The sequence below is a fragment of the Burkholderia sp. Bp8986 genome, from assembly GCF_003854225.1.
In the GTDB taxonomy this organism is placed as follows: Bacteria; Pseudomonadota; Gammaproteobacteria; order Burkholderiales; family Burkholderiaceae; genus Burkholderia.
On record NZ_QTQM01000028.1, the window covers coordinates 44687 to 67676 of the forward strand.

Annotated in this window: 21 protein-coding genes and 1 tRNA gene; 8 read left to right on the forward strand and 14 right to left on the reverse strand. The window is 66.5% G+C overall.

All coding sequences use genetic code 11. The features are described 5' to 3' along the window. Positions 1-57: 57 nt before the first annotated feature. The 4 genes from DID99_RS23380 to DID99_RS23395 all read left to right on the forward strand — a co-directional run bounded on the left by DID99_RS23380 (position 58) and on the right by DID99_RS23395 (position 4545). Positions 58-750, forward strand: coding sequence for a peptidoglycan DD-metalloendopeptidase family protein (locus DID99_RS23380; RefSeq protein ID WP_124487595.1), 693 nt, complete (start codon positions 58-60; stop codon positions 748-750). Positions 751-1134: 384 nt separating this feature from the next. Further along, complete coding sequence (locus tag DID99_RS23385) at positions 1135-2754, forward strand: acyl-CoA synthetase (RefSeq protein WP_124571570.1); 1620 nt, start codon at positions 1135-1137, stop codon at positions 2752-2754. 83 nt (positions 2755-2837) lie between these two features. Beyond that, positions 2838-3164 carry a DUF2288 domain-containing protein gene (locus tag DID99_RS23390; RefSeq protein ID WP_012363583.1) on the forward strand — a complete coding sequence of 109 codons (327 nt, stop codon included), beginning with the start codon at positions 2838-2840 and terminating at the stop codon, positions 3162-3164. A gap of 10 nt (positions 3165-3174) precedes the next feature. Continuing rightward, a complete protein-coding gene (locus tag DID99_RS23395) occupies positions 3175-4545 on the forward strand; it encodes an MATE family efflux transporter (RefSeq protein ID WP_124667603.1) in 1371 nt (456 codons plus the stop codon). A gap of 25 nt (positions 4546-4570) precedes the next feature. Here DID99_RS23395 and DID99_RS23400 read toward each other — a convergent pair whose 3' ends face one another. Next, a complete protein-coding gene (locus DID99_RS23400) occupies positions 4571-4756 on the reverse strand; it encodes a hypothetical protein (RefSeq protein WP_124487592.1) in 186 nt (61 codons plus the stop codon). Positions 4757-4891: 135 nt separating this feature from the next. Between DID99_RS23400 and DID99_RS37370 the strand changes: the two genes are divergently transcribed. Continuing rightward, positions 4892-5062 (forward strand): hypothetical protein, encoded by a 171-nt coding sequence (locus DID99_RS37370; RefSeq protein ID WP_014897413.1) that lies wholly within the window; start codon positions 4892-4894, stop codon positions 5060-5062. A gap of 208 nt (positions 5063-5270) precedes the next feature. Here the strand turns inward: DID99_RS37370 and DID99_RS23405 are convergent, their stop codons facing one another. Further along, positions 5271-6077, reverse strand: a complete 807-nt coding sequence (locus DID99_RS23405; protein WP_044844882.1) for a GNAT family N-acetyltransferase — start codon at positions 6075-6077, stop codon at positions 5271-5273. Positions 6078-6236: 159 nt separating this feature from the next. Next, positions 6237-6698, reverse strand: coding sequence for a phosphohistidine phosphatase SixA (gene sixA, locus DID99_RS23410; protein WP_044844883.1), 462 nt, complete (start codon positions 6696-6698; stop codon positions 6237-6239). Positions 6699-6861: 163 nt separating this feature from the next. Here sixA and DID99_RS23415 point away from each other — a divergent pair. Both DID99_RS23415 and DID99_RS23420 read left to right on the forward strand, forming a co-directional pair. Beyond that, positions 6862-6938 (forward strand) — tRNA-Pro (locus DID99_RS23415). 154 nt (positions 6939-7092) lie between these two features. Beyond that, the gene (locus DID99_RS23420) at positions 7093-7542 is read left to right on the forward strand and encodes a hypothetical protein (RefSeq protein ID WP_124667604.1); all 450 of its coding nucleotides are present in this window, start codon (positions 7093-7095) and stop codon (positions 7540-7542) included. 52 nt (positions 7543-7594) lie between these two features. Here DID99_RS23420 and ppx read toward each other — a convergent pair whose 3' ends face one another. Beyond that, positions 7595-9112: an exopolyphosphatase gene (gene ppx, locus DID99_RS23425; protein WP_124487590.1), complete on the reverse strand. Its 1518-nt coding sequence runs from the start codon at positions 9110-9112 to the stop codon at positions 7595-7597. 279 nt (positions 9113-9391) lie between these two features. On the opposite strand from ppx, the gene ppk1 reads away from it, so the two are divergent. Next, a complete protein-coding gene (gene ppk1 / locus DID99_RS23430) occupies positions 9392-11455 on the forward strand; it encodes a polyphosphate kinase 1 (RefSeq protein WP_124667605.1) in 2064 nt (687 codons plus the stop codon). Between the two features lie 115 nt (positions 11456-11570). Here the strand turns inward: ppk1 and phoR are convergent, their stop codons facing one another. The 10 genes from phoR to ftsH form a co-directional block, all read right to left on the reverse strand. After that, positions 11571-12890, reverse strand: coding sequence for a phosphate regulon sensor histidine kinase PhoR (phoR, locus tag DID99_RS23435; protein WP_044844887.1), 1320 nt, complete (start codon positions 12888-12890; stop codon positions 11571-11573). Between the two features lie 57 nt (positions 12891-12947). Further along, positions 12948-13649 (reverse strand): phosphate regulon transcriptional regulator PhoB, encoded by a 702-nt coding sequence (phoB, locus tag DID99_RS23440; protein WP_006750313.1) that lies wholly within the window; start codon positions 13647-13649, stop codon positions 12948-12950. 31 nt (positions 13650-13680) lie between these two features. After that, positions 13681-14385 carry a phosphate signaling complex protein PhoU gene (gene phoU, locus DID99_RS23445; protein WP_044844888.1) on the reverse strand — a complete coding sequence of 235 codons (705 nt, stop codon included), beginning with the start codon at positions 14383-14385 and terminating at the stop codon, positions 13681-13683. An 18-nt stretch (positions 14386-14403) separates the two neighbouring features. Further along, positions 14404-15252 carry a phosphate ABC transporter ATP-binding protein PstB gene (pstB, locus tag DID99_RS23450; protein WP_124487588.1) on the reverse strand — a complete coding sequence of 283 codons (849 nt, stop codon included), beginning with the start codon at positions 15250-15252 and terminating at the stop codon, positions 14404-14406. 15 nt (positions 15253-15267) lie between these two features. Beyond that, on the reverse strand, positions 15268-16161 hold the full coding sequence (pstA, locus tag DID99_RS23455) for a phosphate ABC transporter permease PstA (RefSeq protein WP_044844889.1): 894 nt from the start codon (positions 16159-16161) through the stop codon (positions 15268-15270). Next, positions 16158-17141, reverse strand: a complete 984-nt coding sequence (gene pstC, locus DID99_RS23460) for a phosphate ABC transporter permease PstC (protein WP_124523544.1) — start codon at positions 17139-17141, stop codon at positions 16158-16160. The genes pstA and pstC overlap by 4 nt, the downstream gene beginning before the upstream one ends. Before the next feature lie 94 nt (positions 17142-17235). Next, positions 17236-18270: a phosphate ABC transporter substrate-binding protein PstS gene (gene pstS / locus DID99_RS23465; protein WP_124487586.1), complete on the reverse strand. Its 1035-nt coding sequence runs from the start codon at positions 18268-18270 to the stop codon at positions 17236-17238. A 454-nt stretch (positions 18271-18724) separates the two neighbouring features. Further along, positions 18725-20080, reverse strand: coding sequence for a phosphoglucosamine mutase (gene glmM, locus DID99_RS23475; protein ID WP_124667606.1), 1356 nt, complete (start codon positions 20078-20080; stop codon positions 18725-18727). Positions 20081-20116: 36 nt separating this feature from the next. Continuing rightward, a complete protein-coding gene (gene folP / locus DID99_RS23480) occupies positions 20117-21058 on the reverse strand; it encodes a dihydropteroate synthase (RefSeq protein WP_044844893.1) in 942 nt (313 codons plus the stop codon). Positions 21059-21086: 28 nt separating this feature from the next. Further along, positions 21087-22982 carry an ATP-dependent zinc metalloprotease FtsH gene (ftsH, locus tag DID99_RS23485; protein ID WP_044844894.1) on the reverse strand — a complete coding sequence of 632 codons (1896 nt, stop codon included), beginning with the start codon at positions 22980-22982 and terminating at the stop codon, positions 21087-21089. Between the last annotated feature and the right edge of the window lie 8 nt (positions 22983-22990).

Sequence of the window (22990 nt, forward strand, 5' to 3'; positions counted from 1 at the left end):
AATCGGACGTTTTGTATCGCCTGCCGCGTCGCGCGCGGCAGGGTTTTGCGAGGTTCAATGATCGGAACAACAACGAAGCGGCTCTTCGCGGCCGCCTGCGCCGCGCTGCTCGTCGCGTGCGGCTCCGCTCCCGTCGGCCCGGGTTACTACCGCGTCGAGCGCGGCGACACGCTCTACAAGATCGCGCGCGAGAATCGCACGTCGACGGCCAACATCGTGCGCTGGAACCAGATCACGAACCCCGACGCGATCGAAGTCGGCCAGGTGCTGCGGGTCGCGCCGCCGCCCGGCACGACGACGGCGTCGACCACCGGCACCGGCAGCGCGGGCCGCAGCCGCCCCGCGCCTTCCGCGCCGGTCGAATCGGCGGTCAAGCCGGCCACCAGCATCGCACTGATCTGGCCGGCCGCCGGCAACGTGGTGCGCAGCTTCGACGGCTCGAAATCCAAGGGCATCGATATCGCGAACGCTGCGGGCACGCCGGTGCTGGCCGCCGCGCCGGGCACCGTCGTCTATGCGGGCAACGGATTGCGCGGCTACGGCAACCTGATCATCCTCAAGCACAACGCCGATTACCTGACGGCCTACGCGCACAACCGCGCGCTGCTCGTGAAGGAAGGCCAGCCGGTCACGCAGGGGCAGACGATCGCGGAGATGGGCAACAGCGACAGCGATCGCACCGCGCTGCACTTCGAGCTGCGCTACGGTGGCCGCTCGATCGATCCGGCACGCTACCTGCCGGCGCGCTGAGCGCGCCAGCGTCGACGGCAGACGACGGACGACACGCGATGCCGGCACGCATCGCATGTCGTCGCGAGGGAGAACGGGAAGGTTGTGTCAGCGCTTGCGCAGACGGCCGGTGAACCGGCCGGACAGCGGATCGACGCGGCTGGCGAACGCCACCAGCGCCCCGATTCCGAAGAGGCTGAACCCCGCAGCTATCAGAAGCAAATCCATGGTCATATCACTGTTTTGTCGTGATCTTATGCGTCATGACGGAATCGTGCACTGAGCCGCACCCGTTGCACGAGTCCGCACATTCCCTATCTATCAGACGCCATTGTGGTTTCGGTCGCGTGAAATGCCGATGTAATCTATCGACCGATGCCGACGATCGACGCCAAGGAGACTCGCATGCTGCCCGCCGCCGACCGCTACGACGACCTGCTCGCCCGCTTCCGGTGGGACGTTCCGGCCCGTTACAACATCGGCGTGGACGTCTGCGACAAGTGGGCCGACGGCAGCGGACGGCTCGCGCTGATCCACGAAACGGCGCAAGGCGACGTGTCGCGCCTCACGTTCGACGACCTGAAGAATGCTTCTAACCGTTTCGCGAACAGCCTCGCGCGGGCAGGTTTGCAACGCGGCGACCGGATCGCGATCTTCCTCGCACAGGGTCCGGAAACAGCGATCGCGCATCTCGCCGCGTACAAGCTCGGCGCGATCGCGGTGCCGCTGTTCACGCTGTTCGGCGCCGACGCACTCGAATACCGGCTCGCGAACAGCGAAGCCGCCGCGCTCGTCACCGACGCAGCCGGTTACGCGAAGATCGCGCCGCTGCGCGCGCAACTGCCGATGCTGCGCACGTGCTACTGCATCGGCGACGATGCACCCGACGCCCCCGGCGTGCAGCGCTTCGACGCCGCGCTCGCCGCCGAATCGCCGGACTTCGTGCCGGCGGACACCGCGGCCGACGATCCGGCGGTGATCATCTACACGTCCGGGACGACCGGCAAGCCGAAAGGCGCGCTCCATGCGCATCGCGTGCTGCTGGGCCATCTGCCGGGCGTCGAGATGTCGCAGCAATGCTTCCCGCGCGACGCACGCCTGTTTTGGACGCCCGCCGACTGGGCATGGATCGGCGGGCTGCTCGACGTGCTGCTGCCGTCATGGCATCACGGCGTGCCCGTGCTGGCGCGCCGCTTCGAGAAGTTCGACGGCGAAGCCGCGTTCGCGCTGATGGCGCGGCACGGCGTGACCCACGCGTTCCTGCCGCCCACCGCGCTGAAGCTGATGCGCGCGGTGCCGGCGCCGCGCGAGCGCCATGCGCTGTCGCTGAAATCGGTCGCAAGCGGTGGAGAATCCCTCGGCACCGGGCTGACGGCCTGGGGGCGCGACGCGCTCGGCGTGACGATCAACGAGTTCTACGGACAGACCGAATGCAACATGGTGCTGTCGTCGTGCGCGGCGCTGTTCGATGCGCAGCCCGGTGCGATCGGCAAGGCCGTGCCCGGCCACGCGGTCGCGATCGTCGACGAGCACGGTACGCCGCTGCCGCCCGGCGTCGAGGGGCGCATCGCGGTGCGCCGCCCCGACCCGGTGATGTTTATCGAATACTGGCGCAATCCCGCCGCCACGCGCGACAAGTTCGCGGGCGACTACCTGCTCACCGGCGACACCGGCACGATCGACGCCGACGGTTTCGTGCGCTTCGTCGGCCGCGACGACGACGTGATCACGAGCGCCGGCTACCGGATCGGCCCGGGGCCGATCGAGGACTGCCTGCTCACGCATCCGGCGGTACGGATGGCGGCCGTCGTCGGCGTCCCCGACCCGACGCGCACCGAGATCGTCAAGGCGTTCGTCGTGCTGAACCCCGGCCACGTCGGCGACGACGCGCTCGTGCAGGCGCTGCAGGCGCACGTGCGCACGCGCCTGGCCGCGCACGAGTACCCGCGCGCGATCGCGTTCGTCGACGGCCTGCCGATGACGCCGACCGGCAAGATCGTGCGGCGCGCGTTGCGCGACGCCTGAAACGGTCGTGGCCGTACCGGGCGGCCGGCCGCGCGCCCGGATGGTTTATAGTGGCGCCACGCAGTCTTTCCAGCACACAACCGATGTCCTCCCACCAACACGAATCCGCCGCGGGCGCGTCGCACAGCCCGCTTTACGCCAAACTCCTGGGCGAAACCGCCAAGATCGACTGGTGCGATCTCGAGCGCTTCTTCGCACAGGGCAAGCTGCTGTCGGTTGCACGCGATCTCGATCTCGTGAGCGTCGCGGAAGCGATCGCCGGCGACGACGCGCAACAGGTCACGCGCTGGCTGTCGTCCGGCCTCGTCGCACGCATGCCGGCGGAAACCGCCGCCGACTTCGCTGCGCGCAATCCGGAGCTGTGGGCGGTCGTCGTGTCGCCGTGGGTCTGCGTGCAGGAACGCGCCTGACGCGTTCGCCATGTCCGAATCCGCATTACCGCACGGGGCCGGCACCGGGTCGGCCGCCGTCTCGCACCGGCGCGTCCTTGCGCTCGCCTTCCCGATCGTCCTCGCGAACCTGACCCAGCCGATCCTCGGCGCGGTCGACACGGCCGTCGCCGGCCACCTCGACGGCACGCAGTATCTCGGCGGCGTCGCCCTCGGCGGGCTGTTCTTCAATTTCGTGTTCTGGGGCTTCGGCTTCCTGCGCATGGGCACGACCGGCCTCGTCGCGCAGGCGCACGGCGCCGGCGACGCCGCCGGCATCCGGCTGAACGTGTTGCGCGCGCTGATCGTCGCGTTCGCGCTCGGCACCGCCGTGCTCGCGCTGCAGGTGCCGCTGCTGTCGTTCGCGCTGACCGCGCTGGGCGGCAGCGAGGCCGTGCGCGCGACGGCGCTGGCCTATGGCCACGCACGGATCTGGAGCGCGCCGTTCGCGCTCGCGAACTACGTCGTGCTCGGCTACCTGCTCGGCGTGCAACGCGTACGGCTCGCGCTCGTCGCGCAGGTCTTCATCAACGCGGTGAATATCGGTGCCGTGCTGCTCTACGTGTACGGCTTCGGCTGGGGCATCGCCGGAATCGGTGCGGCGACCGCGACCGCCGACGCATGCGGCTTCGCGCTCGGCGCCTGGATGCTGTGGCGGCTGCGGCCGCGCGGCCTCGCGCCACTGGCCGCGCGGGCGCTCGCGGACCGTACGGCACTCAAGCGGCTGATCGCGCTCAATCGCGACATCTTCCTGCGCACGCTGTGCCTGCTCGGCGCGTTCGGCTGGTTCGCGCATCTCGGCGCCAGACAGGGCGACGCGACGCTCGCGGCCAACGCACTGCTACTGAATTTCCAGACCTTCATGGCCTACGGACTCGACGGTTTCGCGCATGCGGCCGAGGCGCTCGTCGGCGCCGCCGCCGGCGCGCGCGACCGCGCCGCCTTCCGGCAGGCCGTGCGCGTCACGCTGCTGTGGTCCGCGCTCGGCGCGCTGCTGTTCGCGCTCGTCTACTGGGTCGCGGGCGGCTGGATCGTCGCGCGGCTGACCGACCAGGCCGAGATCCGCGCGGTCGCGCTGCGCTACCTGCCCTGGGCGGCGGTCTCGCCGATCGTGTCCGTGTGGGGATTCCTGCTCGACGGCGTGTTCATCGGCGCAACGCAGACGCAATCGCTGATGCGTGCGATGGTCGCGTCGTTCGCGATCTTCATCGCCGCGACGCTGGCGGCCGTCAGCCCGTTCGGCAATCACGGGCTGTGGTTCGCGCTGCTGCTGTTCATGGTCGCGCGCGGCGCGACGCTCGCGCGCTACCTGCCGGCGCTGACGCGGCGAATCGGCGCCGACGCGGCCGCGGCCGGCACCTGACGGCCGCGAAGGCCTGCCGCCATCGTCACTGCACGGCTGCGGGTGCCGACGGCGCCGGCTCGCCGAGCATCGACGGCGGCGTCATGTCGGTCGGCACACCGTGGTAATCGGCCGGATCTTGTGGCGGGTGGCCGCGACGGGCCTGGCGGGGATCGCTGGCACAGCCGGCAAGAATGGACGCGGCCAGCACGGCCAGCATGAAACGGGTCATCGGGAAGGCTCCGTAAAACGGCGCGCCCATCGCGCGCCAGGACCGCGCCGAGTCTAGCGGAATTCCGGGTTAGGGATCGTCCCGCGCGTGTCCTAATATGAATCCATGGCGCTGTGCCGTTGAAAGGAGGCAGCCATGTCGTCTGAAGAGATTGCCGGCCTGATCGGCCTGTTCATCGGCCTGATGGTGCTCGTCGCCCTGTCCTATTTCGAGTCGCGCGAATACAAGCGCAACCATGGCGGCGAAGGGATGATCCATCACTGGATGGCCGAACACCATCTGCTCGACTGGCGGCGCAAGCACTAGGCAAGCCCGCCGTGTCGTCCGGGCCGCCGCGCGCGGGGCCCGCTCCAAACGTGCGCCCACCCGCACGGTGGTTGGCGCATATCGCTCGAATTAACAGGGTCGGATAAGACAACATCCTCGGAATGGTCGAACGCCGTCGCGCGACAACCTGCCGCGCGACGGCGTTCGCTTGCGCGCGCCTGGAGCAGCGCGCCGCGATCGGGATGGCTCAGCCCAGGAAGTGCCGGGCGTAGCGGGCGTTAATGTCCGACAGCCGGAACAGCGTCAGGAAATCCGCGCAGTTGAAATCGGGATCCCACGCCGGCGCGCCGCAAATCTTCGCGCCGAGACGCAGATAGCCCTTGATCAGCGGCGGCGGCGCGACGACGGTGCCCGTCTGCAGTTCGTCGACCGGCAGCGCCGTATGCGGGAACGCACGGTATTCCGGCGCCGTCAGCGCGTTCGCCGGCAGCGACTGATACAGGTTCGCCGCGTAATGGCCGCCGTCGGCCATCGATACGCTCGCGCAGCCGAGCATCGTCTCGTAGCCGTTTTGCATCATGTATGCGCCGAGACCGCCCCACAGCGCCATGATGACGGCGCCGCTGCGGTAGTCGCTGTGCACGCACGAGCGGCCGACCTCGACCATCTTGCCGCGCAGGTGCGTAAGGCGCGACAGGTCGAATTCGCCTTCGGCATACAGGCGGCCGACCCGCGCGGCCTCGTGCGGCGGCAGCACGCGGTACGTACCGACCACCTTCAGCGTGTCGAGATCGCGCACCAGCAGGTGGTCGCAGTAGGCATCGAACGGATCGACGTCGAGACCGGACGGACCGCTGACCTGCGCGCCCATCTCTTCGGCGAACACGGTGTAGCGCAGGCGTTGGGCCTCGCGCAGTTCGTCTTCCGTGCGCGCCCAGGCGGCACGCAGACGGTACTCGGATGTGACGGTTTCAGCAGCGCGCGGCAGGTGACGCCGCGTCGTGTCGAGGGGAAGCGAGGCAAAAGGGAGCGTAGGCGTCGGCAGTTCTCGCATTAGGCTTTCCTGATCGTAAGGAATAGGACGACATGCCAGCCAATGTAGTAACCGGTCGTTACCGTTCTGTGGCACGACCGTGTCCTTTCAATGACGTGTCGCCGAATTGACTTTAGCAGAAAGCTTGCGAAACCGTATGATCAAAGCCCGCAAACCCCTTCAGGCCAGCTCCGGCGTCAGTACCGCGCGCAGTACGGCCTGATGGTTGCCGTCGCGCGTGCGGCTCGCGAGCCACACGATGCCGCCCTTCTTGATGCTCCAGCTGTCGTCGTTGCCGGCCATCAATTGCGCCGCGACGCTGCCGAGCGTCGGCTGGTGTCCGACGATCACGACCGTCGGCGCGATGCCGTCCGGCCAGCCGGCGGCGGCCAGCACGTCGTCGACGCTGCCGCCCGGCGCGAGCGCATCGACGGTCCGGTACTGGTCGGTCAGCGCCTCGACCGTCTGCACGGTGCGCGCCGCCGGGCTCGCGAGGATCACGCTGTTCGACTCGAGCCGGCTGCGCAGCCATTTGGCCATGGCCTGCGCTTCCTTGCGCCCGCGGGCCGTCAACTGGCGTGCGAGGTCGTTTGCCGCGTAGTCTTCGGCTTCGGCGTGGCGCCACAGGATCAGGTTCATCATGATGTCTCCTTCCATGCTTCGACGAATGGTTCGGCCGACCACCCGCGGGCCGGACGATCACACTTCGAATTGTCGCCAATCGCGAGCGGTTCGTGATGATGTGCGCCGTATGCAAAACGTGATTGACCCGGCCACCCATTAGACGATAGAATCTTTGGCTCGTCGGAGCGTAGCGCAGCCTGGTAGCGCATCTGATTTGGGATCAGAGGGTCGAAGGTTCGAATCCTTTCGCTCCGACCACGATACACGATAAGGGTTGCAAGCCATCGCGCTTGCAGCCCTTTTTCGTTTGCTCCGCCGTGCGCCTTCTCAACCGCTGCCGCCCCATGCAGAGCCCGCGCACGAATCTTGCGGGAACACGCGATAATGTCCGCGACCCAACCCGCAACCGCGCATGAAAAACCAAGTTTTCAAGACCACCCTGCTCGGCGCGCTGCTCGCAATCGGCGCATTCGGCACCCTCGGCGCGTCCGGCGCCGCGTCGGCCAAGTCGCTCGACGACGCGCTCAACTGCCATTCGAACGGCCACAAGTTCGTCGCGCCGCTGCTCGCGGCCGGCGACATCGAGTCGGAGCCGATGCACGTCGAAGCGAATTCGGTGAACGCGTTCCGCACGAACCATCCGCTGACCGCCTACGGCTTCGGCGTCTACGTCGTGCTCGGCTACCAGGCGAACGATCCGATCTTCCAGCCGGGCGACGGCACGCCGATCGGCAAATGGGCGTACGGCGTCGTGGTACGCGGCACGAAGAGTGCGGTCGAGCAGGCCGTTCGCAATGCCGGCAGCGACGCCACCGTCAAGCAGGCGTTCCCGTTCCTGACGGCGATCGTGTGCTCCGACTGAGCACGCCGCGAGGCAAGCGGCGCGAGCGCGCCGCGCCCTCGGTAGCGTCTCGTTACGCGCCCGTATAAACCACGCGATACGGAATCCCGACCTTCTCCCACTCGGCCGCTTCCTGGCTGAGGCTGTAGTCGGTCAACGGGTTCTGCTCGACCCATGCGCTCGGCAGGCGCACTTCATACCCGCCCTTCTTCATCTGCGACACGGAAATGTCCGGCAGCCCGGCATCGGTCCGGCGCCGGCACAGCAGCGCGGCGAGCCGCAGGCAAAACAGCAGCGGCCATTCGACGTCGCGCGCCTGCGACAGCTTGCCGAGCTTGCCCGCATGCCCGAGCACGAGCGCGGCGAGGCGCGCCTGGTCCGTGCGCGAGAAGCCCGGCATGTCGGCGTTGCTGGCGATATACGCGGAATGCTTGTGATACGAGCTGTGCGAGATCGACAGGCCGATCTCGTGCAGCGCGGCGGCCCAGCCGAGGAACATCCGGCCTTCCTCGCGCGCTTCTTCGTCGTCGGACGCCTCGAGTTCGTCGTAGAACCGCACCGCCAGTGCGGCGATCCGCCCGGCCTGCGCGCGATCGACGCCGTAGCGGCGCGTGAAACCCTCGACGGTCACCGCACGCATGTCCTCGTGCTGGGCCCGGCCGAGCAGGTCGTACAGCACGCCGAGACGCAGCGCGCCGTCGGTGGTGTCGACGTAGTCGACACCCAGTTCCTCGAATACCGCGAGCATGATCGCGAGGCCGCCGGCAAGCACCGGCACGCGATCGGGTTTCAGCGCGATCAGCTTCAGCCGGTTCACGTTCTCGGCCTTGATCAGCGCGCGCTTCAGGCGTTCGAGCCCGCCGCGCGAAATGCCGTGCGTGATGCCGGCGTCGTTGAAGCCGTTCGCCTCGACGAGCTCCGCGAGCGCACGCGCGGTGCCCGACGAACCGATCGCCTGGTCCCATCCGGCCTTCTTGTACTCGCTGGAAATGATCTGAATCTCGCGCTTGGCCGCGAGTTCGGCCTGCCGCATCGTGTATTCGTCGACGTTGCCGGCCGGGAAGAATGCCCGGCTATGGCTCACGCAGCCGATGTAGAGGCTCTCCATCACGAGCGGCGTGTAGTGCGAGCCGATGATGAATTCGGTCGAGCCGCCGCCGATGTCGACGACGAGCCGCTTGCCCGCGCTCGCCGGCACCGAATGCGCGGCACCCGCATAGATCAGGCGCGCCTCTTCGCGACCCGCGATCACTTCGATCGGAAAACCGAGCGCCGCTTCGGCTTCGCCGAGGAATTCGCCCGCGTTCTTCGCGACGCGCAGCGTGTTGGTCGCCACCGCGCGCACATGATCGGGATGGAAATCGCGCAGGCGCTCGCCGAACCGCTTGAGCGCCTCCCAGCCACGTTCCTGCGACGCGCGATCGAGCATCTTGTCGCTCGACAGCCCCGCGGCCAGTCGAACCGGCTCGCGCAGCGCATCGACGGGATAGATCTGGCTGCCCGCCGGCGTTTCCTCGACGCGCCCGACGATCAGCCGGAAGCTGTTCGAGCCGAGATCCACGGCAGCCAGCAAGTGGGGGGATGTAACCATCAGAAGGGGGCTCCGTGCGCGTTCGCCCGCGGCAGCCGCTCCGGCCTCGCTGGACGATCAATCAAAGGCGATATTTTAAGCGTGGAACGCTTGCCATTGCCACGCTTCACGGGCATGTACTCGGGTAGAAAGTATATGGCCGAAACATTTATGAGACGAATCGGTTCAAGCGTAGAATTTCCCGATATAAATACATTATTGTCATCAGCACGTCATCGTACCGTGAGAGTTTCCGAGCGTCCTTTCGAATCATCGCCCGAATCACCCCCTACTCTGCCGATGTCCGTCCGCTATCCGCTTCTCAATCGTGAACTCGGCATCCTCGGCTTCAACGAGCGCGTGCTGGCCCAGGCAGCCGACCCGCACATTCCGTTGCTCGAGCGACTGCGCTTCATCTGCATCACCAGCAGCAACCTCGACGAGTTCTTCGAAGTCCGGATGGCCGGCCTCCAGGAACAGATCCGCGACAACCCGGGCGCCCTGACGCCCGACGGCATGTCGCTGCAGCACGCTTACGATCTCGTCGTCGAGCGCGCGCAGCGGCTCGTGCACCGCCAGTACACGATGCTGCACGAAACCGTGCTCCCCGCGCTCGAACAGGAAGGCATCTACTTCCACGCGAGCGACTCGTGGAACGACGAGCAGCTCGAATGGGCGCGCCGCTACTTCCTCGACGAACTGCTGCCGGTGCTGACGCCGATCGGCCTCGATCCCGCGCATCCGTTCCCGCGCGTGCTGAACAAGAGCCTGAACTTTGTCGTCGAGCTCGAAGGCCGCGACGCGTTCGGCCGCCAGGCGGTGATGGGCATCGTGCAGGCGCCGCGCGCGCTGCCGCGCGTCGTGCGCATGCCGCAGGCGCTGTCGGGCTTCGAGCACGGCTTCGTGCTGCTCAGCTCGTTCATGCAACGCTTCGTCGGCGAACTGTTCCCGCAACTGGTCGTGAAGAGCTGCAACCAGTTCCGCATCACGCGCAACAGCGAGCTGTTCGTCGACGAGGACGAAATCACCAACCTGCGCGTCGCGCTGCAGGGCGAACTGCCCGCGCGCCACCTCGGCAATGCGGTACGGCTCGAAGTGTCGGCCGATACGCCCACGCATATCGTGCGACGCCTGCTCGAGGAAAGCCTGCTCGGCGAGAAGGACTGCTACCGCGTGTCCGGCTCCGTGAACCTCGTGCGGCTGATGCAGATCCCCGATCTCGTCGATCGACCCGACCTGAAGTTCGCGCCGTTCACCGCATCGATCCCGCCCGCGATCGCGAACGCGCCGACGATGTTCGACGCGATCGACGACGGCGACATCCTGCTGCATCACCCGTACGAGAGCTTCCAGCCGGTGCTCGAACTGCTGCAGCAGGCCGCGAAGGACCCGAGCGTCGTCGCGATCAAGCAGACGATCTATCGCACCGGCACCGATTCGCCGCTGATGGACGCGCTGATGGAAGCCGCGCGCAACGGCAAGGAAGTGACCGTCGTCGTCGAGCTGCTCGCGCGCTTCGACGAGGAAACCAACATCAACTGGGCGTCGCAGCTCGAAGCCGTCGGCGCGCACGTCGTGTACGGCGTGGTCGGCCACAAGTGCCACGCGAAGATGATGCTGATCGTGCGGCGCGTCGTGCAGAACGGCAACGCGTCGCTGCGCCGCTACGTGCACCTCGGCACCGGCAACTATCATCCGCGCACCGCCCGCCTCTACACCGACTTCGGGCTGATGACGGCCGACCAGAAGATCTGCGAGGACGTCCATCACGTGTTCCAGCAGCTGACCGGGATCGGCGGCGAGCTCACGCTGCACGAGCTGTGGCAGTCGCCGTTCACGCTGCATCCGCGCATCATCGAATCGATCCGCGCGGAGATCGACAATGCACGCGCCGGCAAGCGCGCGCGCGTGGTCGCGAAGATGAACGCGCTGCTGGAGCCGTCGGTGATCGCCGCGCTGTACGAAGCGTCGCAGGCCGGCGTGAAGGTCGACCTGATCGTGCGCGGCGTGTGCGCGCTGAAGCCGGGCGTGCCGGGGCTGTCGGACAACATCACGGTGCGCTCGATCGTCGGGCGCTTCCTCGAACACCACCGCATCTACTATTTCCACGCGGGCGGCGCCGAAGACGTGTATCTGTCGAGCGCCGACTGGATGGACCGCAACCTGTTCCGCCGCGTCGAAGTCGCGTTCCCGATCCGCGAGCGCAAGCTGAAGCGCCGCGTGATCGCCGAAGGGCTGTCGGTCTGTCTCGGCGACAACCAGTCGGCCTGGCAGATGCTCAGCGACGGCCACTACCGCCGGCGGCGCGCGGGCAAGACGATCCGCAATGCGCAACTCGGGCTGCTCGCGAAGTTCTGTTCGTAGACATACGGCGCGCGGTTTCGCGTGCCGCGTAACAAGCAAAAAAGCACAGCCCGAGGGCTGTGCTTTTTTCATTCCGCCGGGGTGCCGACGTGAGGCACCGCTTCGCGTGACGCGCTCACGCCTCGAACGCGGCCGGCCGGATCGCGATAATCCGCGAGCCCGGGAAGCGCGCGGTGAACGTGCTGCCGCGCCCTTCCTCGCTCTGCACGTACAGGTGCGAGTCGTGCCGCTGCAGCACGTGCTTGACGATCGCGAGGCCGAGCCCCGTGCCGCCCGTATCGCGCGAGCGGCTGCGGTCCACGCGGTAGAAGCGTTCGGTCAGCCGCGGCAGGTCGGCGGCCGGAATGCCGAAGCCGCTGTCGGTGACGGAGAACACGCCCTGCGCGCCCTCGCGCCGCCACGACACGAAAATCTTGCCGCCGTCCGGCGTATAGCGGATCGCGTTGGTCACGAGATTCGCGAACGCACTGAACACTTCGGTCTGCGCGCCCGTCACGCCGAGCGTCTCGTCGATCGCGAACGCGATCTCGTGATGCCCGTTCGACAGCGTCTGCGCATCTTCCTTCAGATGGTCGAACACGGCACGCATGTCGATCGCGTGATCCATCGGCGGCTTGCTTTCGCCCTCGAGCTTCGCGAGCACCAGCAGGTCGGTGACGATGTGCCGCATCCGCGACGCCTGCTGCTCCATCATCTCGAGATAGCGCGCGCGATCTTCCTCGTTCAGCGGCAGTTCGCGCATCGTCTCGAGGAAGCCCGACAGCACGGTGAGCGGCGTCTTCAGTTCGTGCGACACGTTCGCGACGAAGTCGCGCCGCATCGCGTCGGTCCGCTCGAGCTCCGTGATGTCCTGCGTGAGCAGCAGCTTGCGGTTCTCGCCGTATGGGAACACCTGCACTTCCAGCACGTTCTGCCGCGAGTCGCCCATCCCGCGCATCACGAGCGTCTCGTCGTAATGCTGCGCGTTCAGGTAACGAACGAACTCCGGATGACGCACCAGGTTCGTGATGTGCTGGCGCAGGTCGCGCTTCGCATCGAGGCCGAAGTGCACCTCGGCGATCGCGTTGCACCACTCGATCTGGTCATGGTCGTCGAGCATCGCGACGCCATTCGGCGACGCCTGGATCGCCTGGATGAAGCGCGAATGCTGCTGCTCGACCTGGCGCACCTGCGCATGCCACTGCTTCGCGAGCTTGTGCAGCCGGTAGTAGATTTCGCCCCAGATGCCCGGTGCGCTCGGCACCTCGCCATAGACGGGCGCATCGAGCAGACGCCACAGGCGTTGCGTATGGAAGGTGCTGAAGAAGCCCTGCGCGACCAGCATCACGACCGCGAACCCGAGGGCCGCGGTCGGGCCGGCGAATACGCCGACCAATACGCTGATCAGCACGAGCAGCACGAGCGACACCAGAAAGCGCGCCCAGATGATGTTCATGATTCAGCGTCCGAAAGAATGAACGGCATGCCGCGGCACACGGCATGTCCGGATACGTTACGCGTGCTTGGCGAGCCGGTAGCCGCTGCCGCGCACGGTCTCGATCATCGCATCGCAGCCGGCCGGTTTCAAGGCCGCGCGCAATCGTTTGATATGGACGTCGACGGTGCGTTCCTCGACGAACACATGATCGCCCCAGACCTGGTCGAGCAGTTGCGTGCGGCTGTGCACGCGCTCCGGATGCGTCATGAAGAAATGCAGCAGGCGGAATTCGGTCGGGCCGAGATCGAGCTTGATCTCGCTGCCGTCGCCGTGCGCGGCGACCCGATGCGTGGCCGGATCGAGGCGCAGCCCGTTGATCGACACGACGTCCTCGGTCAGTTGCGGCGCGCGGCGGCGCAGCACGGCCTTGATGCGCGCCATCAGTTCCTTCGGCGAGAACGGCTTCGTCACGTAGTCGTCCGCGCCGATCTCGAGGCCGAGCACCTTGTCCTGCTCGTCGCCGCGCGCGGTCAGCATGATGATCGGGATGTGCTTGGTCCGTTCGTTGTTGCGCAGGTCGCGCGCGAACGCGATGCCGGACTTGCCCGGCAGCATCCAGTCGAGCAGCACGAGATCGGGCAGCACGTCGCTGATCAGGTTCTGCGCCTGCTCCGCGTTGTACGCGCGGATCGGGCAGTGACCGGCATGCTGGAGATTCACCGAGATCAGTTCGGAAATCGCTGGCTCATCTTCGACGACGAGAATGTTGCTGGGCATCGGCACCTCTGTTCTTCCTATACGGAGTCGATTAACTGTTGGCTTCGCGATCGAGCGTGTCGCGCGGCTGGTGCCGCACGTCGGTGCCCTTCACGATGTAGATGATGAATTCGGCGATGTTCTTCGCGTGGTCGCCGATCCGTTCGATCGCCTTCGCGATGAACAGATACTCGAGGCCGACCGAGATCGTGCGCGGATCTTCCTGCATGTACGACACGAGCTTGCGCACGAACGCGCGGAATTCGAGGTCGATTTCCTTGTCGTCCTTGACGATCTGCGCGGCCGCCACCGTATCGAGGCGCGCGAACGCGTCGAGCGCGCGGCGCAGGATCGTCACGGCCATCTCGCCCGACACCTTGATCTCGGCGATGTTCACCGCACGCGCGGCCGGTTCTTCGATCAGGCGGCGCACGCGCTTCGCGATCTTCTCGGCCTCGTCGCCGGCGCGCTCGAGGTTCGTAATCGTTTTCGAAATCGACATCAGAAGACGCAGGTCGCGCGCGGCCGGCTGCCTCCGCGCGATGATGTTGCCGCACTCCTGGTCGATGTCGACTTCCATCGCGTTCAGCGTTTCCTCGGCCGCGATCACCTTCTCGGCCGCATCGCGGTCGAATTCGTTCAGCGCATGCATCGCGCCGACGATCTGCGACTCGACGAGCCCGCCCATTTCCAGCACTTTCGACGACACGGCATTCAGGTCCGCGTCGAACTGGCTCGACAGATGTTTATCCGACATGGTTGTGGTTCTCCGTCATCAGCCGAAACGGCCGGTGATGTAGTCTTCCGTTTCCTTGCGCACCGGCTTGATGAAGATCTTTTCGGTTTCGCCGAATTCGATCAGCTCGCCCAGGTACATGTAGGCCGTGAAGTCCGAGCAGCGCGCGGCCTGCTGCATGTTGTGCGTGACGATCACGACCGTGTAGTCGCTCTTCAGCTCCGCGATCAGTTCCTCGATGCGGCCCGTCGAGATCGGGTCGAGCGCCGAGCACGGCTCGTCGAGCAGCAGCACTTCCGGACGGATCGCGATGCCGCGCGCGATGCACAGACGCTGCTGCTGGCCGCCCGACAGACCGTAGCCGCTCTGGTTCAGCTTGTCCTTCACTTCGTTCCACAGCGCGGCCTTCGTCAGCGCCCACTCGACGCGATCGTCCATCTCCGAGCGCGTGAGCTTTTCGAACATCTTCACGCCGAACGCGATGTTGTCGTAGATCGACATCGGGAACGGGGTCGGCTTCTGGAACACCATGCCGATCCGCGCACGCAGCAGCGAGATGTCGCGCTTGGTGGTCAGCAGGTTCTCGCCGTCCATCAGGATTTCGCCTTCGGCGCGCTGCTCCGGATAGAGCGCGAACATCTTGTTGAACGTGCGCAAGAGCGTCGACTTGCCGCAGCCCGACGGGCCGATGAACGCCGTCACCTTCCCTTCGGGAATGCGCAGGTTGATGTTCTTCAGCGCGTGGAACTTGTTGTAGAAGAAGTTGAGGTTGTTGACCTCGATCTTCGCGTTCAGTGGCGCCAGCGGACGGCCATGCGACGCATCGTGCGTGCCGGCGGGCGCAGCGGTGCGCTCGACGGGATTCAGGTGGCTTTCTGCCATATTCATCGGATTGCTCCGCCGTTACTTTTTCGAGAAGATTGAGCGCGCCAGGATGTTGAGTCCGAGCACCCCGAGCGTGATCAGGAACACGCCCGCCCATGCGAGCGACTGCCATTCGGCGAACGGGCTCATCGCGAACTTGTAGATCGTGACGGGCAGGTTGGCCATCGGCTGGCTCATGTCGACCGAGAAGAACTGGTTCGACAGGGCCGTGAACAGCAGCGGCGCCGTTTCGCCGGCGATCCGCGCGACCGCGAGCAGCACGCCCGTCACGATCCCGCCGACCGACGCGCGCAGCGTGATCTTCAGCACCATGCGCCACTTCGGCGTGCCGAGCGCGACGGCTGCTTCGCGCAGCGCGTTCGGCACGAGCTTCAGCATGTTCTCGGTCGTGCGGATCACGATCGGGATCTGCAGCAGCGCGAGCGCGATCACGCCGGCCCAGCCCGAGAAGCGCCCCGACTTCGCGACGACGATCGCGTACACGAACAGGCCGATCACGATCGACGGCGCCGACAGCAGGATGTCGTTGATGAAGCGGATCGTGCTCGCCAGCAGGTTCTTCTGGCCGTATTCGGCGAGATAGACGCCCGCGAGGATGCCGATCGGCGTGCCGACCAGCGTGCCGAAACCGCACAGCAGCAGGCTGCCGACGATCGCGTTCGCCAGGCCGCCGCCTTCGGTGTTCGGTGCCGGCGTCGATTCGGTGAACAGCTGCAGCGACAGGCCGCCGACACCGAGATGCACCGTCGTGTAGAGAATCCACACGAGCCACAGCAGGCCGAATGCCATCGCGGCGAGCGACGCGGTCAGCGCAATCGCGTTGGTCACCTTGCGCTTGCGCTGCAGGCGGTTGCGCATCGCGTCGAGCGCGGCGCCGTTCGGCCCCGGGAAATTCATGATGGGCTCGCTCATTTCTTGCCCTCTCCCTTCTCGAGACGAAGCAGCAGCAGTTTGGAGATGGACAGCACGATGAACGTGATCACGAACAGGATCAGGCCCAGTTCCATCAGGGCGGACGTATGCAGGCCCGGTTGCGCTTCCGCGAATTCGTTCGCGAGCGCCGACGTGATGCTGTTGCCCGGTGCGAACAGCGACACGCTGTCGAGCAGGTTCGTGTTGCCGATCACGAAGGTCACGGCCATCGTTTCGCCGAGCGCGCGGCCGAGGCCGAGCATCACGCCGCCGATCACGCCGGTCTTCGTATAGGGCAGCACGACCTTCCACATCACTTCCCACGTCGTGCAGCCGATCCCGTACGCCGATTCCTTCAGCAGCACGGGCGTGACTTCGAACACGTCGCGCATCACCGATGCGATGTACGGGATGATCATGATCGCGAGGATCACGCCGGCCGCGAGAATGCCGATGCCGATCGGCGCGCCGGCCGTCAGCGGACCGAGCACCCACACGTCCTTGAAGAGACGGCCGATCGGTTTCTGGAAGTATTCGGCGAAGATCGGCGCGAACACGAGCAGGCCCCACATGCCGTACACGATCGACGGAATCGCGGCGAGCAGTTCGATCGCGATGCCGAGCGGGCGGCGCAGCCACACGGGCGACAGTTCGGTGAGGAACAGCGCGATGCCGAAGCTGACCGGCACCGCGATGACGAGTGCAATCAACGACGTCACGATCGTGCCGTAGATCGGCACGACTGCGCCGTAGACATCCGAGTTCGGATCCCACTCGGATTGCCACAGGAAGCCGAGGCCGAACTTCTGGATGGTCGGCAGCGACGCAATGATGAGGGAAACGATGATCCCGCCCAGCAGCAGCAGGGTCACGATCGCGGCGAGCCGTGCGAGGCCGCCGAACAGAACGTCTCCGAGACGGCTCGGCGCGCGTTGCTGCGCGGCATCGGACCGGGAGGACGTGTACGAAATATCAGACATGGGCGCCTGTTCTGGATCGCCGGGCGCCGTAACGCCCGGCCTTACCGCACACACTGCCCGGCCGGCACGACCGGGCAGCGAACCGCTGGATGGCTTACTCTGCGGCGACCGGCTTGCCCGATGCGTCCGTCACCTTCGTCTTCCACTGCTTGCGGATTTCCGTCTCGACCGATGCCGGCAGCGAGATGTAGTCGAGGCTGTCGGCAGCCTTCTCGCCGTTCTTGAACGCCCAGCTGAAGAACTTCAGCGTTTCGGCGCCCTGCTCCGGCTTGTCCTGCTTCGCGTGCAGCAGCACGAACGTCGCGCCGACGACCGGCCATGCTTCCTTGCCCGGCTGGTTCGTCAGGATCTGGTAGAACGACTTCGACCAGTTCGCGCCTGCAGCAGCGGCCTTGAACGTTTCGGTCTTCGGCTCGACCACCGTGCCCGTCGAGTTCTTCAGGGCCGTGTAGATCATGTTGTTCTTCTTCGCGTACGCCCACTCGACGTAGCCGATCGCGCCCGGCAGGCGCTGCACGAACGCCGCGACGCCGTCGTTGCCCTTGCCGCCCGTACCCGTCGGCCAGTTGACCGTCGTGCCTTCGCCGATCTTCGACTTCCATTCGTCGTTGACCTTCGACAGGTAGTTCGTCCAGATGAAGCTCGTGCCCGAGCCGTCAGCGCGGCGAACGACCGCGATGTCCGTATCCGGCAGCTTGACCTTCGGGTTCAGCGCGGCGATCGCCGGGTCGTTCCACTTCTTGATCTTGCCGAGATAGATGTCGCCGAGCACCGGGCCCGACAGCGTCAGTTCGCCGGCCTTCACGCCCGGCACGTTGATCACCGGCACCACGCCGCCGACCACCGTCGGGAACTGGAACAGGCCTTCCTTCGCGAGCTCGTCATCCTTCAGCGGCGCGTCCGAACCGGCAAAATCGACCGTCTTCGCGACGATCTGCTTCAGGCCGCCCGACGAGCCGATACCCTGGTAGTTCACCTTCGCGCCGCCGGACTGCTGGTAGTCCGCAGCCCATTTCGTATAGATCGGCATCGCGAACGTGCTGCCTGCGCCCGTGATGTCGGCAGCTTGCGCGGCGACTGCGAAAAGCGCGCCAGCCAGGCCGGCAATCGCGGTTTGCATCAATTTCATGAGACCTCCAGTGTGTGAGCGGATGACTACGGCACCGCGAAGGTTAGGGGCTCCTCATGACGATAATGTGACAATCGATGAAACTGGCGTGACAGTAACATGACTGGTTGAAAGGGTGTAGCGGGCCCGGTTCGGGCAGCAGCACAAGCGCGGCGTGGCGGGGTTGGCGGCAAGAATTGCCGGTCGGGAAGAGGCAGATCCGCGCCCGCCGATGCGGGTTGCGAGCGGATCGTATCGCAGCGCGCGCGGGCCGGAAAGCCCCTTGCCGCGGCTGTCACGATTCAGGGACGGAGGATTTCTTTGATCAGACGAAATCCGCGTCGAAAGCGCCTTCTGTTTAATAGCGCAAACCTTTGCGTCTGACGAATTGCGGCGCCCGCAGGCGCCGCATGTCGAATCACCGGGGCGGCGGCGCGCACACGGCCGGACCGTCGCGCGCCGTCGCCGAGCCGGTTCAGGCCGTCGCCGCGCGCACCGCGTCGGCGATCGCTTCCGCGTGACGCGTCGCGTCGGCCGCATGCCGGGCCTCGACCATCACGCGCAGCACGGGCTCGGTGCCCGACGCGCGGATCAGCACGCGGCCGTGACCGGCCAGCGCGCCTTCGGCCGCGTCGATCGCCGCGCGAATCGATGCGTTGCCCTTCCAGTCGGCACCCGGTTTCATCCGCACGTTGATCAGCTTCTGCGGGAACAGCGTGACGCCGTCGAGCATCTGCGCGAGCGTGCGGCCGCTGCGCTTGAGCGCGGCCAGCACGAGCAGCGCCGACACGATGCCGTCGCCGGTCGAGTGGCGGTCGAGCGACAGGATGTGGCCCGAGCCTTCCGCGCCGAGCTGCCAACCGCGCTCGCGCAACTGTTCGAGCACGTAGCGGTCGCCGACCGCCGCGCGCACGAACTCGACGCCCTCACGCTGCAGCGCAACTTCGACCGCGAAGTTCGTCATCAGCGTGCCGACCGCGCCGTCGACCTTGCCGACGGTCGCGATGCGGTCCTTCACGAGCACGTAGAGCAGCTCGTCGCCGTTGTACAGCCGGCCGGTCGAATCGACGACCTGCAGGCGGTCCGCATCGCCGTCGAGCGCGATGCCGAGGTCCGCATGGTTCGCCCGCACCGCGCGCATCAGCGCGTCGGGCGCCGTCGCGCCGACCCCGTCGTTGATGTTGAAGCCGTTCGGCGCGACGCCGACCGGGATCACGTCCGCGCCGAGCTCGTGGAACACGTGCGGCGCGATCTGGTACGCGGCGCCGTGCGCGCAATCGATCACGAGCTTCAGCCCGCGCAGATCGTAGGCGGCCGGGAACGTGCTCTTGCAGAACTCGATGTAGCGGCCGGCCGCATCGTCGAGGCGGCGCGCCTTGCCGAGCCGGTCCGACGATGCGCATTCGAGCGGCTTGTCGAGCCATGCCTCGATTTCGGCTTCCGTTTCGTCGGGCAGCTTGTTGCCGTCGGCGGAGAAGAACTTGATCCCGTTGTCCTGGTACGGGTTGTGCGATGCGCTGATCACGACGCCGGCCGACAGGCGCAGCGCGCGCGTGAGATACGCGACGCCCGGCGTCGGCATCGGGCCGGCCAGCATCACGTCGACGCCGGCCGCCGAGAAGCCGGCCTCGAGCGCGGCCTCGAGCATGTAGCCCGACACGCGCGTGTCCTTGCCGATCAGTACCGTCGGCCGTGCACCGGCCGCGACGTCGGCCGCACCGGCCAGTACCTTGCCGGCTGCATAGCCGAGACGCAACACGAAATCAGGCGTGATGGGCGCCTCGCCCACCGTGCCGCGAATGCCGTCCGTGCCGAAATATCGACGTCCCATGGCGAACCTTCCTCCTTCGTCTTTCTGATTTCTGACTTATCGTTGCCGCGCGGCTTCGCGCACGGCGTTCCAGACCTTCAACGCATCGACCGTCGCCGCGACGTCGTGCACGCGCACGATCGCAGCTCCACGCTCGAGCGCGCACAACGCGGCCGCCACGCTCGCCGCGACGCGTTCCATCGGCGGCTTGCCGCCGATCACCGCGCCGAGCATCGACTTGCGCGACATGCCCGCGAGAATCGGATACGCGCGCCCGTCGGGCCGCGCCGGCGCCGTGTCCGGCAACGCGGCCAGCAGCGCGTAGTTGTCGTCGACCACCGCCTTGCCGAACCCGAAGCCCGGATCGACGCAGATCCGTTCCGGCGCGACGCCCGCGTCGCGCAGCGCCTGCGCGCGCGCGGCGAGAAAATCGCGCACGTCGCTTACGACGTCGCCGTAATCGGGCTCGCCGACCTGCATCGTCTGCGGCTCGCCGAGCATGTGCATCGCGCACAGCCCGCTGTTACCCTCGCGCACCGCATCGATCGCGCCCGGCTGACGGAAACCCCAGATGTCGTTGATCAGGTCCGCGCCGGCAGCGAGCGCCGCGCGCATCACGGCCGGCTTGTAGGTGTCGATCGACAGCGGCACGTTCAGCGGCCGCAACGCTTCGACCAGCGGGATCACGCGCGCGAGTTCCTCGTCGAGCGGCACGGGCGGGGCGCCGGGACGCGTCGACTCGCCACCGATGTCGATCAGGTCGACGCCTTCGGCGATCATCCGCTCGGCCTGGCGCAGCGCATCGTCGCGCGCGAGGAAGCGGCCGCCGTCGGAGAACGAATCGGGGGTGGCGTTCAGAATGCCCATCACGAGCGGGCGCTCGAACGTCAGGGAGAAACGGCCGCACTGCAGCGGCGCGGGAATGGATGCTGAAACAGCGGAATCGGGCACGGGCGGGAGGCGTTGATGAATGCAAAACGGGCCGGTGTGAAGCCACACCAGCCCGTGAACGGTGCTACGGCGAAGGTCAGGCCGGCGAAGCAGGCGCCGGCGCGTTGCCGGGCTTCACTTCGGCGGTGGTGCCGCCGCCCGACGAATCGCCGCCGACAGCCGGCGAACTCTTCGGCGAGCGCGGCGGACGCCCTTCCATGATGTCGTTGATCTGATCGGCGTCGATCGTTTCCCACTCCATCAGCGCGGCCGTCATTGCCTCCACCTTGTCGCGGTTCTCTTCGAGCAGGCGGCGTGCAAGGCCGTACTGTTCGTCGAGCACGCGGCGGATTTCGCCGTCGACCTTCTGCTGCGTCGCTTCCGAGATCGTGCGCGTGAAGCCTCGGCCGAACGGGCCGTTGTCGCTCTCGTCGTCGACGTAGACCATCGGCCCGAGCGCGTCGGTCATGCCGAAACGGGCCACCATCGCGCGTGCCGTCTGCGTCGCCTTGTTGAAGTCGTCCGACGCGCCGGTGCTGATCAGGTTCAGGAACAGCTCCTCGGCCACGCGGCCGCCGAACAGGATCGCCAGGCGGTCGAGCAGGTAATCCTTCGAATACGTCTCGTTGTCGTGCTCCGGCAGCTGCCACGTGACGCCCAGCGCGCGACCGCGCGGGATGATCGTGACCTTGTGTACCGGATCGGCCTTCGGCAGCAGCTTCGCGATCACCGCGTGGCCCGACTCGTGGTAAGCCGTGGCGCGCTTCGCTTCCTCGCGAATCACCGCCGACTTGCGCTCCGGACCCATGAAGATCTTGTCCTTCGCGTCCTCGAAATCCTGCATCTCGACGATGCGCTTGCCGCGGCGGGCGGCGAACAGCGCCGCTTCGTTCACGAGGTTCGCGAGATCGGCGCCCGAGAAGCCCGGCGTGCCGCGCGCGATGACCGCTGCGTCGACGTCGTTCGCGATCGGCACCTTGCGCAGGTGCACGCGCATGATCTGCTCGCGGCCGCGGATGTCCGGCAGGCCGACATAGACCTGGCGGTCGAAACGACCCGGACGCAGCAGCGCCTTGTCGAGCACGTCGGAACGGTTGGTCGCGGCGATCACGATCACGCCCGAGTTCGCTTCGAAGCCGTCCATCTCGACCAGCATCTGGTTCAGCGTCTGCTCGCGCTCGTCGTTGCCGCCGCCCATGCCGGCGCCGCGATGACGGCCGACCGCGTCGATTTCGTCGATGAACACGATGCACGGCGCGTGCTTCTTCGCCTGCTCGAACATGTCGCGCACACGGGCCGCGCCGACGCCGACGAACATTTCGACGAAGTCGGAACCCGAGATGCTGAAGAACGGGACCTTCGCTTCACCGGCGATCGCGCGGGCCAGCAGCGTCTTGCCGGTACCCGGAGGGCCGACGAGCAGCACGCCGCGCGGAATGCGACCGCCCAGCTTCTGGAATTTCTGCGGGTCGCGCAGGAAGTCGACGAGCTCGGACACTTCCTCCTTCGCTTCGTCGCAGCCCGCGACGTCGGAGAAGTTCACCGCGTTGTTGTTCTCGTCGATCAGCCGCGCGCGCGATTTCCCGAACGAGAATGCGCCGCCTTTGCCGCCTCCCTGCATCTGCCTCATCATGTAGAACCAGAACACGATGATCAGGATCGTCGGCCCGAGGTAGTACAGCGCGGACATCAGCGCGTTCGGCTCGTCGTCGGCCTTGCCGCTGACCTGCACGCCGTACTTCATCAGATCGCCGACCATCCAGATGTCGCCGGGCGACACGATCTGGTATTTCTGGCCATCAGCCGGAGTGACGGTGAGGTTGCGCCCCTGAACGATGACGTTCTTGACCTTGCCGTTCTTGGCGTCGTCCATGAACTGCGAATAGGACACACCTTCCTGGACGCGGGGCTTGTCGAACTGCTTGAACACCGTAAACAGCACCAGTGCGATCACCAGCCACACTGCTGCCTTCGAAAACATATTGTTGTTCAAAGCACCAC